This window comes from Cupriavidus sp. 01L45, assembly GCF_056399885.1.
The window spans coordinates 59,087-71,544 of record NZ_JBFTSG010000032.1 but is presented as its reverse complement, the minus strand read 5'-3'; the positions used below and the strand labels follow the sequence as shown (position 1 = coordinate 71,544).

At 66.8% G+C, this 12,458-nt stretch carries 10 protein-coding genes; 8 read left to right on the top strand and 2 right to left on the bottom strand.

Annotation, left to right across the window (positions count from 1 at the left end):
* The first annotated feature begins 118 nt into the window (after nucleotides 1-118).
* The 7 genes from AC1DT6_RS21925 (at nucleotide 119) to pgi (ending at nucleotide 8,873) form a co-directional block, all read left to right on the top strand.
* Nucleotides 119-1,081 (top strand): TRAP transporter substrate-binding protein, encoded by a 963-nt coding sequence (locus tag AC1DT6_RS21925; protein ID WP_441634113.1) that lies wholly within the window; start codon nucleotides 119-121, stop codon nucleotides 1,079-1,081.
* Nucleotides 1,082-1,201: 120 nt separating this feature from the next.
* Nucleotides 1,202-1,753 (top strand): TRAP transporter small permease subunit, encoded by a 552-nt coding sequence (locus AC1DT6_RS21920; RefSeq protein WP_441634106.1) that lies wholly within the window; start codon nucleotides 1,202-1,204, stop codon nucleotides 1,751-1,753.
* A complete protein-coding gene (locus tag AC1DT6_RS21915; protein WP_035870958.1) occupies nucleotides 1,753-3,063 on the top strand; it encodes a TRAP transporter large permease in 1,311 nt (436 codons plus the stop codon). Before AC1DT6_RS21920 ends, AC1DT6_RS21915 begins: the two co-directional genes overlap by 1 nt.
* A gap of 41 nt (nucleotides 3,064-3,104) precedes the next feature.
* Entirely contained in the window at nucleotides 3,105-4,385 is a 1,281-nt protein-coding gene (locus AC1DT6_RS21910; RefSeq protein WP_441634109.1) for a D-amino acid dehydrogenase, read from the top strand.
* A gap of 2 nt (nucleotides 4,386-4,387) precedes the next feature.
* A complete protein-coding gene (locus tag AC1DT6_RS21905; protein WP_477111190.1) occupies nucleotides 4,388-6,022 on the top strand; it encodes an NAD(P)H-hydrate dehydratase in 1,635 nt (544 codons plus the stop codon).
* Nucleotides 6,019-6,990 carry a DMT family transporter gene (locus tag AC1DT6_RS21900; protein WP_441634876.1) on the top strand — a complete coding sequence of 324 codons (972 nt, stop codon included), beginning with the start codon at nucleotides 6,019-6,021 and terminating at the stop codon, nucleotides 6,988-6,990. The genes AC1DT6_RS21905 and AC1DT6_RS21900 overlap by 4 nt, the downstream gene beginning before the upstream one ends.
* Before the next feature lie 236 nt (nucleotides 6,991-7,226).
* Nucleotides 7,227-8,873 (top strand): glucose-6-phosphate isomerase, encoded by a 1,647-nt coding sequence (gene pgi / locus AC1DT6_RS21895; protein ID WP_477103194.1) that lies wholly within the window; start codon nucleotides 7,227-7,229, stop codon nucleotides 8,871-8,873.
* Nucleotides 8,874-8,887: 14 nt separating this feature from the next.
* Here pgi and AC1DT6_RS21890 read toward each other — a convergent pair whose 3' ends face one another.
* Nucleotides 8,888-9,586: an ABC transporter ATP-binding protein gene (locus AC1DT6_RS21890; RefSeq protein WP_045237779.1), complete on the bottom strand. Its 699-nt coding sequence runs from the start codon at nucleotides 9,584-9,586 to the stop codon at nucleotides 8,888-8,890.
* On the opposite strand from AC1DT6_RS21890, the gene AC1DT6_RS21885 reads away from it, so the two are divergent.
* Nucleotides 9,585-10,256, top strand: coding sequence for an arylesterase (locus AC1DT6_RS21885; protein ID WP_441634880.1), 672 nt, complete (start codon nucleotides 9,585-9,587; stop codon nucleotides 10,254-10,256). The genes AC1DT6_RS21890 and AC1DT6_RS21885 overlap by 2 nt on opposite strands.
* Before the next feature lie 65 nt (nucleotides 10,257-10,321).
* Here the strand turns inward: AC1DT6_RS21885 and AC1DT6_RS21880 are convergent, their stop codons facing one another.
* Nucleotides 10,322-12,271 carry a SurA N-terminal domain-containing protein gene (locus AC1DT6_RS21880; protein WP_441634882.1) on the bottom strand — a complete coding sequence of 650 codons (1,950 nt, stop codon included), beginning with the start codon at nucleotides 12,269-12,271 and terminating at the stop codon, nucleotides 10,322-10,324.
* Nucleotides 12,272-12,458: the final 187 nt, after the last annotated feature.

Genomic DNA, 12,458 nt, shown 5'->3' with positions numbered 1-12,458 from the left:
TGAGCCAGGTTGCACGGGCAGCAAAGATAAGAAACAAAAGTCAAAGACAGACAAAGACGTATCAGCCAAAACGATCAACCAGGAGAGATCGATGCAAGGGAAGGCAACACTTAAGTACATGCTGCTGGGCGGGGTGCTTGCCACCTCCTCCGTCATGATGTCCGCCGCGCAAGCCGAGACCAAATGGGACCTGCCGACCGGCTACCCGGTCAGCAACCTGCACACCGAGAACCTGCAGCAAATGGCCAGCGACGTGGAGAAGGCCACCGGCGGCAAGCTGAAGATCGTGATCCACCCCAACGGTTCGCTGCTCAAGGCCAACGAAATCAAGCGCGGCGTGCAGACCGGCCAGGTCCAGATGGGCGAGATCCTGATGTCGCTGCTGGCCAACGAGAACCCGGTGTTCGGCGTGGATGCGGTGCCCTTCCTGGCCACCAGCTACCAGGACTCCTACAAGCTGTGGCAGGCCTCGCGCGCTGTCACCGACAAGGTGCTCGACAAGCAAGGCCTGAAACTGCTGTACGCGGTGGCCTGGCCGCCGCAAGGCATCTACGCCAACAAGCCGCTCAACAACGCGGGCGACATGAAGGGCCTGAAGTGGCGCGCCTATAACCCCGCCACCTCCAAGATCGCCGAGCTCGTGGGCGCGCAGCCGGTGACGATCCAGGCCGCCGACCTCGCCCAGGCGCTGGCGACGGGCACTGTGAACTCCTTCATGTCCTCGGGCGCCACCGGCGTCGACACCAAGGTGTGGGAGAGCGTGAAGTACTTCTACACCGTCGATGCCTGGCTGCCCAAGAACATGCTGGTGGTCAGCAAGAAGTCTTTCGCCGCGCTGGACAAGCCGACCCAGGACGCCCTGCTCAAGACCGTTGCCGAGGCCGAGAAGCGCGGCTGGCAGGTATCGGAGCAGAAAACGCGTGAGTACCTGGCCGTGCTCGGCAAGAACGGCATGACGGTGCAGCCGCCCTCGCCCCAGCTCAAGCAGGACATGCAGAAAGTTGGCCAGGTGATGGTGGACGAATGGGCCAAGGGCGCCGGCGACGACGGCAAGGCCATTCTCGACGCCTACAAGAAGTAAGCGAAGTAGCGAGAAACAAGCGATCCGTATCCGGCCGCGGCGGCACTGCCTGCCGCCACGGCCACTGCTGCCGCAGCATCCCGCGCCCTTTTTTCACCGCATTCTCCCTCCCCTCTCGCCATGGAAGCTCCTTCCGTCAACAAGCGCTGGCTGGACCGGCTGCTTGACCTGTTCGCCGTGCTCGGCGCGCTATGCATTCTCGGGGTCTGCATCATCATGATCCTGATGTCGTTCTCGCGCGAGACCACCATCATCTTCAAGGGCGGCGACGACATCGTTGCGTGGCTGTGCGCCGCTTCCGCCTTCCTCGTCCTTGGCCAGACCTTCCAGCATGGCGGCATCGTGCGCGTGGAAATGCTGCTAGAGGCCGTCAAACCGCGCATGCGCTGGTGGCTCGAACTGGTCTCGCTGGTCATCTGCGCGGTGTTCGCCGCCTATGCCACCTGGGCCTTGTTCTCCTTCGCCTGGCAGAGCTGGGAGATCGGCGATGTCTCGCAGGGCCAGATCGTGGTGCCGCTGTGGATTCCGCAGAGCTTCGCGGTGCTGGGCTGTGGCGGCTTCATGCTGGCAGTGCTCGACGAACTGCAGCGCGTGGCGCGCCGGCAAAAGCCGCGCTACCAGCTGGCGCAGGAAGCCAAGCTGGCCGCCGGCGATTTCGGGGAGACCGTCTGATGAGCACCGTCCTGATTTCCCTGATCCTGCTGGTGGTGATGATCGTCTTCCTGGTCATCGGCGCGTGGATTCCGGTTGCCATCGCCGTCACCTCCTGGGTGGGGCTGGTGGTCTTCGCCGACCGCGATGCGCTGGTCAATCTGGCCAATGCCTGGTGGTCGTCCAGCGCTTCCTATACGCTGGCATCGCTGCCGCTCTTTGTCTGGATGGGCGAGATACTCTTCCGCACCAAGCTGTCCGAGCAGATGTTCAACGGGCTGTCGCCCTGGCTGAACTGGCTGCCGGGGCGGCTGATGCACGTCAACATCCTGGGGTGCGGCATCTTCGGCTCCGTGTCGGGCTCGTCGGCCGCCACCTGCGCCACCATCGCCAAATCCGCGCTGCCCGAACTGACACGGCGCGGCTACGACGAGCGCGTCACGCTGGGCTCGCTGTCGTGCGCCGGCACGCTCGGCATCCTGATTCCGCCTTCGATCACCATGGTGGTCTATGCGGTCTCGGCCGATGTGTCGATCATCCGCGTGTTCCTGGCCGGCTTCCTGCCCGGCCTGCTGCTGATGCTGCTGTTCTCCGGCTATATCGTGGTGTGGGCGCTCTCGAACCCGGACAAGACGCCGCAGGCGGAACGCTTCGACTGGCGCTCGCGGCTCGCCTCGATCCGCCAGCTGATGCCCTGCATCGTGCTCATCGCCTTTATCACCTGGATCATGATCACCGGCTACTCCACCGCCACGGAAGCCGCGGCATACGGCGTGGTGGCTTCGCTGGCGCTGGCGTGGGTGGGCGGATCGCTGACGCGCAAGGCCTTCTGGGAGAGCCTGATGTCGGCCACCCGGCTGACCGCGATGATCATGTTCGTCCTGGGCGCCACCTCCTTCCTGTCGGTGACCATGAGCTTCACGGGCATCCCGCGCGCGCTGGCGGAATGGGTGGCCGCGATGCACCTGTCGCCATGGGCGCTGATCGCCGTGCTGACGGTGATCTATATCCTGCTGGGGACCGCGCTCGACGGCATTTCCATGATCGCGCTGACCACCGCCACGGTGCTGCCGATGGTGCAGGCGGCGGGTTTCGATCTGGTATGGTTCGGGATATTCATCGTGCTGCTGGTGGAAATCGCCGAAGTGACGCCGCCGGTGGGGTTCAACCTGTTCGTGCTGCAGAGCATGACAGGCAAGGACAGCAACTACATAGCCCGGGTGTCGCTGCCATTCTTCATGATGATGGTGGTGGCGATCGCCATCGTCACCGTGTGGCCGGAAATCGTCACCTGGCTGCCCGACGTGGTCATGCAAAAAGAGTTGAAGTAGCCATCGACAGCGAGGGCCGGTCCGGCCCTCAACGGAGTGCCATGCATGTGATCGTGATCGGCGCCGGCGTGATCGGCGTCTGCTCCGCCTGGTACCTGCGCGAAGCCGGCTTCGAAGTGACCGTGGTCGAACGGCGCGCCGCGCCGGCGCAGGAATCCAGCTTCGGCAATGCCGGCGTGATCGCGCCCGGCTACGTTACCCCGTGGGCCGCGCCCGGCATGCCGGGCAAGGTGCTGCGCAACCTCTTTGCCAGCACCTCGCCCGTGCTGTTCCGGCCCAGCGCCGATCCGGCCATGTGGCGCTGGATCGCGCGCTGGCTGGGCGAATGCACGCTGGAGCGCTACCGTGTCAACAAGCTGCGCATGCAGCGCCTGGCCTTCTACAGCCGGGAATGCCTGCACACGCTGCGCAGCCAGCTGGAGATCGACTACGAGCAGTCGCAAGGCTACCTGCAACTGTTCCGCACCGAGCGCGACCGGAGCCTGGCCGAACCGGCGCTGGCCTTGCTGCGCGAGCACAAGGTGCCGCACCGGCTGGTCGATGCCGCTGGCTGCCGGGGCATCGAGCCCGGCCTCACCACCGACACGCCGCTGGCCGGCGGGCTGCACCTGCCCGAGGACGAATCCGGCAATTGCCCGATGTTCGTGCGCCGGCTGCGCGTGCTGGCGGAAGCCGCCGGCGTGCGCTTCGTCATGGACAGCCACGCCTGTGCGCTGCGGCCGCTGCCGGGCGGCAAGCTCGCGCTGGACCTGCGCGCCGGCGCTGCCGGCGCCACGCGCGAAACACGCACCGCCGATCGCGTACTGGTGAGCGCCGGCGTCGCCAGCGCCGCCTTGCTGCGCCCGCTTGGCCTGCGCATCCCGCTCTACCCGGTCAAAGGCTACTCCGCCACGGTGCAGGTCAGCGACGAACTGCAGGCGCCGCTGGCCGCGCTGATGGACGAGTCGTACAAGGTGGCCGTCACGCGCATGGGCAACCGCATGCGGATTGCCGGCACCGCCGAACTCGGCTCGCGCAAGCTCGACCTGCGCCCCGCGGCCATCAACACCTTGCTCAAGGTGGCGCGCGACTGGTTTCCCGTCGCCGGCCACTATGACAACGCCACGCTATGGGCCGGCGCCCGCCCCATGCTGCCTGACGGCCCGCCGCTGATTGGCGCCACCGCCATGCCCGGCCTTTTTCTCAACCTGGGTCACGGCTCCACGGGCTGGGCCATGGCATGCGGCTCCGGCCGCATCGCCGCCGACCTGATCGCGGGCAACCACCCCGGCATCGACCTGGACGGCCTGACCCCCGCCCGCTATGGCTTAGGCCCGCGCTGACCATGCAAACCCCTACCCAGATCCCGCCCACGCACGCGCCAGCCACGGTACTGCCCACCGACGCCTGGCTGCCCCTGGACACCGCCAGCGCCAGCGAGATCCCGCTTTACGGCGTGGCGGCCATCCGCCAGGTCGAAGCCACCGCCATGGCCAGCCTGCCCGCCTTCGAACTGATGACGCGGGCAGGAAATACCGCGGCCGCCTGGCTGGCACACCATGCCCCGGCTGGCCCGCTGCTGTTGCTGGCCGGACCCGGCAACAACGGCGGCGACGCATTGGTGGCCGCCACCCGTCTGCACCAGGCCGGGCGCCAGGTCCAGGTGTGGCTGACCGCCGAGCCCGATCGCCTGCCCGCCGACGCCGGCCGCGCCTGGCTCGAGGCGCGCGCGGCGGGCGTCACGCTGCGCGCGCTGCCGGAGACGGCCTGCCACGGCACCCTGCCTGCGATTCCCGGGGATACCCGCGCGCTGGTCGACGGACTGCTCGGCATCGGCCTGAACCGTGCCGCCGATGGCTTTATGGCGCAGTGGATCGCGCATCTGGCGGACTCAGAGTTGCCGGTGTTCGCGCTCGACATCCCGAGCGGGCTGTTCGCCGATACCGGCGGCGGCGCGCCGGCGGTCCGCGCCTGCCGCACGCTGACCTTCATTGCGGCCAAGCCGGGCCTGCTGACGCTCGATGGACGCGATTGCGCGGGTGAAGTCGATATCGCCCCGCTGGGCCTGCCCTACCCCCCGGCCCAGCCGGCCTGCGCCACGGTCAACGTGCCGGCTTCGTTCGCCAGGGCACTGCCCGCGCGCCGCCATGCCACCAACAAGGGCACGTTCGGCTCGCTCGCCGTGATCGGCGGCGGCATCGGCATGACCGGCGCGCCGCTGCTCGGCGCGCGCGCCGCGCTGCACCTTGGCGCCGGGCGCGTGCACATCGGCTTCCTGGCGCAGCCCGCGCCGCTGCTAGACCCCGTGCAACCGGAACTGATGCTGCACCCGATCGCGGAGATCGCGCTGTCTGCCATGTCCGCGCTGGTGGTCGGCCCGGGCATGGGCACCGGCACGGCGGCACGCGAGCAGTTCGCGCAACTGCTGCACGGCAGCGCCTGCGCCGCCGAGTTGCCCGCCCTGGTACTGGACGCCGACGCGCTGAACCTGCTCGCCTCGGATGCCGCGCTGGCTGCCATGCTGGAGGGCAGCCCGCTGGTGCGCGTGATGACACCCCACCCGCTCGAAGCCGCCCGGCTGGCCGGCCTCGGCGTGGCGGAAATCCAGCGCGACCGCCTGGCGGCGGCACGCTTGCTGGCCACGCAATGGCAGGCCGTGATCGTGCTCAAAGGCTCCGGCACAGTGATCGCGGCGCCACCGGACGCCAGCGGCAACGTAGCGCTGTCGGTCAACCCGACCGGCAACGCCGGGCTAGCGACTGCCGGCACCGGCGACGTGCTGGCCGGCATGATCGGCGCCCTGCTCGCCCAGGGCATGCCGGCGCTACAAGCGGCGCAGGCGGCGGTCTGGCTGCACGGACGCGCCGCCGACCAACTTGTGGCTCACGGCACAGGCCCCGCCGGACTCACCGCCAGCGAGCTCTACACGCCGATGCGCAGCCTGTTCAATGCCTTGCTGCGAGATCCGCGCGGCTCATGAACAAGGCCACCGACAGCGTTACCCGGCTGTCCGCCGCAAGCGCGACAGCCACTTCGCCGGCCCGGCGCCAGTTGCTCACCGGCATTGCCCTGCTGGTGCTCGGCCAGTGGATCCTCAGCCTGCTGGACGCCAGCAGCAAGACGTTGACGCAGCAAGGCCTGCCGGTGGCAGCGGTAGCCTGGGTGCGCTATGTCGGCCATGTGATCGCCATCTTCCTGCTGCTAGGGCCGGCGCGCTTCCGCCAGCAATGGCGTCCGGTAAAGCCCGGCCTGCAATGGCTGCGCGGCGGGCTGATGCTGGTTTCGACCCTGGTGTTCTTCAGCGTGCTCAAGCTGATGCCGCTGGCCGAGGCCACCGCGCTCAATTTCTGTGCCCCGCTCTTCGTGGTGGCGCTGTCGCCCTGGCTGCTCGGCGAGCGGCCGGGACGGCATGCGCGCGTCAGCCGCTGGAGTGGCGTGGCGATCGGCTTCGCCGGCATGCTGATCGTGGTGCGGCCGGGCGGCGAGCTGAGCGGGGCGGGTATTGCGCTGGGCCTGCTGTCCGCGCTGGTGTTCGCGCTGATGCAGATGCTGACGCGACGCATCGCCGCGCACGACGCCCCCATGACCACCCTGATCCAGAGTGGCGTCACCGGCGCCGCCCTGACCACGCTGCTGGTGCCCTTTTTCTGGTTCCACGCGGTGCCCACGCCCCTGCAAGCGGTGCTGCTGGTGAGCACCGGCATCACCGGTTCGGTTGGACATTATTTTGTGATCCGGGCGTTCCAGTATGCCGATGCCTCGTTTCTCAGCCCCTTTCTCTATTTGCAGATCCTGTCGGCCACGACGATCGGCTACCTGGCATTCGGCCAGTTGCCGGACTGGATCACGGCGCTGGGCGTGGCGGTGATCTGCGCCGGCGGCGTGTGTGTGGCGGGAGGGGAATCGGCATTGCGCGCGGTCGCCCGCCGGCTTGGCCGCCCGGGCTGATGTCAGAACACCACCGATAGCCGGAAAGGATTCGCCCTGCTATTGTTTCCGCTAATGGCATGAATGCTGTGCTTTGCTGCCAAATCCTAAAGTCGCGCCAAAAGTGCGCGTTATACTTAAGCCGCTCCCGACGGCCGGACCAGGCCCGCCAAACGGCCTGCCCGGGAACAATAAAATATGGCTGAAACCTAGCTTAGAACGGTACTTCCGCGCTGGCCTTCAAGAATTACGCACGCATGCCCACAGACCTACACGCCTGGCACTCTCTCCTGCAACATCACGACGCCATTCGCGAGACGCCGATGCGCGAGTGGTTCGCCGACGGCGCCGCCAGCCAGCGCGTCAAGCAGTTCTCGCTGGAAGCCGCAGGCCTGTATCTCGACTACTCGAAAAACCGCATTACGCCACAGACCGTGGCATTGCTGATGCAGCTGGCGGACGAAGCCGGCGTACCCAAGCGCCGGGATGCCATGTTCGCGGGCGACCACATCAATGCCACCGAGGACCGCGCGGTGCTGCACATTGCGTTGCGCGCCGGTCCCGACGCAAGCTTCAAGGTGGATGGCAAGCCGGTGATGCCCGCCATCCACGACGTACTGAACCGCATGCGGGTGTTCTCGGAACGCGTGCGCAGCGGCGACTGGACCGGCGCCACGGGCAAGCGCATCACGGACGTCATCAATATCGGCATCGGCGGCTCGGACCTCGGCCCGCGCATGGTGTGCCGCGCGCTCTCCCACCTGGCGGGCAACGGGCCGCGCATGCATTTCGTCTCCAATGTGGACGGCACCGAACTGGCCGAGACCCTGGATCGGCTCGACCCTGAGCAGACCCTGGTGATTGTCTGCTCGAAGACCTTCACCACGCTGGAAACCATGGCCAACGCCTGTAGCGCGCGCCAGTGGTTCCTTGACAGGGGCGTGGCCAGGAACCAGCTGGCCAGCCATTTCGCCGCCGTATCCACCAACGTGGAGGCGGTGCGCGCTTTCGGCATCGACCCCGCGCATATGTTCGAATTCTGGGACTGGATCGGCGGACGCTTCTCGCTGTGGTCCTCGGTCGGGCTGTCGATCGCACTGGCGGTGGGCTTCGATGCCTTCGCCGACCTGCTGGCCGGCGGCCGCGCCATGGACGAGCATTTCAGCAGTGCGCCGCTGGAGCGGAACATGCCGGTCGTGCTGGGCATGATCGGCATCTGGTACCGCAATTTCTTCGGCATGCCGACCAGTTGCATGGCACCGTATTCGACCTCGCTCGAATTGTTTCCCGCCTTCCTGCAGCAACTGGAAATGGAGAGCAACGGCAAATCCGTCCAGCTCGATGGCCGGCACGTGCGCGCCCATACCGCGCCGGTGGTCTGGGGCTCCGCCGGCACCAACGGCCAGCATGCTTATTTCCAGCTGATCCACCAGGGCTCGCAGATCGTGCCGGTGGATTTCGTGGCTCCGCTGCGGCCCCCGCGCGTCCTGCCCGGCCATCATGCCAAGCTGCTTGCCAATTGCTTTGCCCAGGCCGAGGCGCTCATGCGCGGGCGCACCGCGGAGGAACTGCGCGCGAGCGGCCTGAGCGATGAAATCCGCATCGCCCACATGGTGTTCGAGGGCAATCGCCCAAGCAACACGCTGCTGATGGAAGACGTCACGCCACACACGCTCGGCGCGCTGATCGCGCTTTATGAGCACCGCACCTTTGTGCAGGGCGTGGTGTGGAACATCAATTCATTCGACCAATGGGGCGTGGAACTGGGCAAGATCCTGGCCAAGCCGATCGAGTGCGAGCTCACTGGCGAGGCCAACGCGGCCGCCAGTGGCCAGGAGCCTGCGCACGATGCCTCCACCAGCGCCCTGATCGCGCGGGCGCGGGCGGCACTGGGCAACGCCTGACGCTGGCCCAGCGCCTACACGGGGGCCGTCATCCATTCGTCGCTGGCCACGCGGCCGGCGTCGATGGTCAGGATGCGCCCGCAGCGGGCTGCCACGGAGCGATCGTGCGTGACCAGCACCAGCGTTGAGCCGGCATCGCGATTGAGCTCGAACATCAACGCAATCACGGCCTCGCCGGTAGCCGTGTCGAGACTGCCGGTAGGCTCGTCGGCAAAGAGGATATCGGGACGCGCCACAAAGGCGCGCGCCAGCGCCACGCGCTGCTGCTCGCCGCCGGAGAGCGTGCGCGGATAGTGGGACAGGCGCCCGCCCAGTCCTACCCGCGCAAGCATGTCGGCGGCGCGCTCGCGGACACCGGCGGTTTCGCCGCGCAACTCCAGCGGCAGCATCACGTTCTCCAGGGCATTCAGGTGCCCGACCAGCTGGAAAGACTGGAACACAAAGCCCACATGGCGCCCGCGCTGCGCGGCGCGCTGGTCTTCGTCGAGCTGGAACAGGTCCTGGCCATTGAGCCTGACGGTGCCCGTGGTAGGCAGGTCCAGGCCCGCCAGCAAGCCAAGCAGGGTTGACTTGCCCGAGCCGGATGCGCCGACAATGGCCAGCGTTTCGCCGGGCGTGACGGAAAACGTGACGTCATGCAAAATCGTCAGCGAACCCGTCGTGTCGGCTACGGTCTTTCCTAATGACTCGACTGCAAGAATGGATGAAGACATGAGCAAGAAGTTCTGGTGCGGTTGGCGAAAGCTGGCGCTGGCGGTATGCACGGCCACGCTGCTGCCTGCGGCGGCGCCGATGGCCCGGGCGGCAGCGCCCGCCATCCTGGTGCTGGGCGACAGCCTGTCCGCGGAATACGGCATCGCGCGCGATGCCGGCTGGGTCAAGCTGCTGGAGACGCGGTTGCGGGCGGAGCGTTTCGATTATAGCGTCGTGAATGCCAGCATCAGCGGCGAGACCACGGTAGGCGGCAAGACACGCCTGCCCGACCTGCTGGCGCGGCACCACCCTGCGGTGGTCATCGTCGAACTGGGCGCCAACGATGCCTTGCGCGGCCTGCCGCTGCAGACCACCGAGGCCAACCTGCGCAGCATCGTCGCCAGCGCGCAGCAAGCCAAGGCCGGCGTGCTGCTCGTGGGGATGCGCATCCCGCCCAACTACGGGCCGGACTACACCGAGCGATTCTTCTCGCTCTACCCCAGGCTGGCCGGCGAATACAAGGTCCGGCTGGTGCCTTTCCTGCTGGAGCGGGTCGTCGCCAGGCCAGAGTGGTTCCAGGCTGACCGCATTCATCCCACGGCACAAGCGCAGGGCACGCTGCTCGACACAGTCTGGCCGCAGCTCAAGCCACTGCTGAAGGCACCGGCAGCCCGGACCGCGGGGCGCTGAGCCCTTGCGGCGCGGATCATGAAAAAGGCGCCCGGAGGCGCCTTTTTCATGTTTGCGGGCTGTGCTTACTGCGCGCCGGCACCGCTGGCGGCACCCGCTTCCGTCGTGGTGGCGGGCTTGAGCAGCTTCACCTTGGCGCGGTCCTTCAGGCTCTCATAGAAGGCCTCCAGCTGGCTCTGGCCAACCATCTGCCCCAGTTGCTGGGCCTCGCCCTGGCGTTGCGCGGCATCGGCCTGCGCAGGCTGGCTGACCTTGCCGATGCGATAGATGGCGTAGCCGGCGGCACCAAGGTCCACGCCCACGAACGCGGGCAGCTTGGCGGTATCGGCCCGCATCACGGCTTCGACCGCCTTCGGCGGCAGGCCATCGGCCTTGGCGCGAGAGACCGTTACCGGCGCGCCGAAGCCGTCGGCGCCGCCGCTCTTCTTCAACGCCTCGAGACGCTCCGCACCCGCCTTCACGGCGAGCTCGGCCGCCTGCTGGGCGATATAGCCTTCGCGCACCTTGGCCTGCACGTCTTCGAACTTGCGCACCGTGGCCGGGCGATATTCGACGATACGTGCCGCCACCAGCGTGGTCGGGCCCACCTGCACGGCTTCGGTATTGCGCTTGTTCTTGACGGAATCGTCGCCGAACAGGGCCTTGAGCAGCTTCTCATTGTTGAGCGGGCTTTGCGCACCCAGCGCCGGGTTGGGCTGGCGGGTCACGTTGTCGGCGCTCTGGATGGCCAGCTTGAACTTGTCGGCAGCAGGCTTGAGGCTGTCGGACTGTTCGTAGACCGTGTTGCCGAACGAATCAGCCAGTTCGGTGTACTTCTTGGCGGCGAGCTGCTTGCGCAATTCGGCTTCCAGTTCGGTACGGACCTGGTCGAGCGGCTTGGTTTCGGCAGCCTTGATGCCGGTGAGCTTGATGATGTGGTAGCCGTAATCGGTCTCCACCACGTCGCTGATCTGGCCATCCTTGAGCGCATACATCGCATCCTCGAACGGCTTGACCAGTGCGCCGCGGCCCATGAAGCCGAGGTCGCCGCCCTTCTCCGCAGAGCCCGGATCCTGCGATTGCTTGCGGGCCACATCGGCAAACGTTTCGGGATGCTTGCGCAGGTCCTCGAGCAGCTTGGTGGCCTTTTCCTTGGCTGCCTGGCGATCCGCCGCCGGGGCATCCTTGGGCGAGCCGATCAGGATATGGCTGGCGCGGCGCTGCTCTTCCGTGCGGAAGCGCGCGATGTTGCTGTCGTAGTAGGACTTGAGCTCTTCGGGCGTCACCGGCGTCGATGCCGCCAGCGCGTCGGCCGACAGCACCAGGTATTCGACCTTGGCCTGCTCGGGCACCGAGAACTGCGCCTTGTGGCTGTCGTAGTACGCCTTCAGCGCGGCTTCGTCGGGATTGACCTTGGCGGCGAATTCGGCCGGCTTGAGCTGCAGCGCCTGCACCTCGCGCTGCTGGTCGCGAATGGCGATCAGCCGGTCGAGCAAGGACTTCGGCACGAAGGCGGTGGCAGCGATGGAAGTGCCGAGCTGCTGGGTGGCGAGATCGAAACGCATGCGCGCATCGAACTGCTCCGGCGTCATGCCTTGCTGGGCGAGCAGGTCAACATAGGCCTTGTCGTCGATCGTGCCGTCCTTCTTCTTCGGCAGCTGGGCGATGGCGGGAATGCTGCTGATGGTCTCGAACAGGCGTTCGTTGGACACCGTGAGGTGCTTGTTGGCCACCTCATTGGCCACCACGCGCTGCAGGATCAGCTGGTCGAGCACCTGCTGGCGCGCCAGCGCGCCTTCGAATTGGCGCGGATCGTAGTTCGCGCCGAGCATCTGGCGCATGCGCTCGCTCTGGTCACGCACCACGTTATCCACTTCCTGCGCCGTAATGGCGCGGCCATCGACCTTGGCAAGATCGTGCGAGCTGTCCATGAAACGCGAGTAGCTCTCCACGCCGAAGAACACGAACGACGGGAAGACAAGCACCAGCAGCAGCAAAAGCATCAAGCGCCGGTTGTTGCGTACGAAATCAAGCATGCTGACTCAGGAAAAGGGTTGGTACCGAACGGCAAACTCCGGGATTCTATCAGGAGCGGCAAGCTTCACGCGATTTGGCGGCCGGTGCGGCCTCGCCGGGCAACGCCCGATGGCATCCGGCTCGGACAGGAAACCTGCGATATCGCGTACCGTCCCCTCGCGCCAGCAGTGGCTCGGCGGTGCAAAA

Excerpts from the sequence above, each read along its gene's own strand:
- AC1DT6_RS21925 (WP_441634113.1), top strand. The coding sequence starts at position 119 with ATGCTGCTGGGCGGGGTGCTTGCCACCTCCTCCGTCATGATGTCCGCC.
- AC1DT6_RS21920 (WP_441634106.1), top strand. The coding sequence starts at position 1,202 with ATGGAAGCTCCTTCCGTCAACAAGCGCTGGCTGGACCGGCTGCTTGAC.
- AC1DT6_RS21915 (WP_035870958.1), top strand. The coding sequence starts at position 1,753 with ATGAGCACCGTCCTGATTTCCCTGATCCTGCTGGTGGTGATGATCGTC.
- AC1DT6_RS21910 (WP_441634109.1), top strand. The coding sequence starts at position 3,105 with ATGCATGTGATCGTGATCGGCGCCGGCGTGATCGGCGTCTGCTCCGCC.
- AC1DT6_RS21905 (WP_477111190.1), top strand. The coding sequence starts at position 4,388 with ATGCAAACCCCTACCCAGATCCCGCCCACGCACGCGCCAGCCACGGTA.
- AC1DT6_RS21900 (WP_441634876.1), top strand. The coding sequence starts at position 6,019 with ATGAACAAGGCCACCGACAGCGTTACCCGGCTGTCCGCCGCAAGCGCG.
- pgi (WP_477103194.1), top strand. The coding sequence starts at position 7,227 with ATGCCCACAGACCTACACGCCTGGCACTCTCTCCTGCAACATCACGAC.
- AC1DT6_RS21885 (WP_441634880.1), top strand. The coding sequence starts at position 9,585 with ATGAGCAAGAAGTTCTGGTGCGGTTGGCGAAAGCTGGCGCTGGCGGTA.
- AC1DT6_RS21890 (WP_045237779.1), bottom strand. The coding sequence starts at position 9,586 with ATGTCTTCATCCATTCTTGCAGTCGAGTCATTAGGAAAGACCGTAGCC.
- AC1DT6_RS21880 (WP_441634882.1), bottom strand. The coding sequence starts at position 12,271 with ATGCTTGATTTCGTACGCAACAACCGGCGCTTGATGCTTTTGCTGCTG.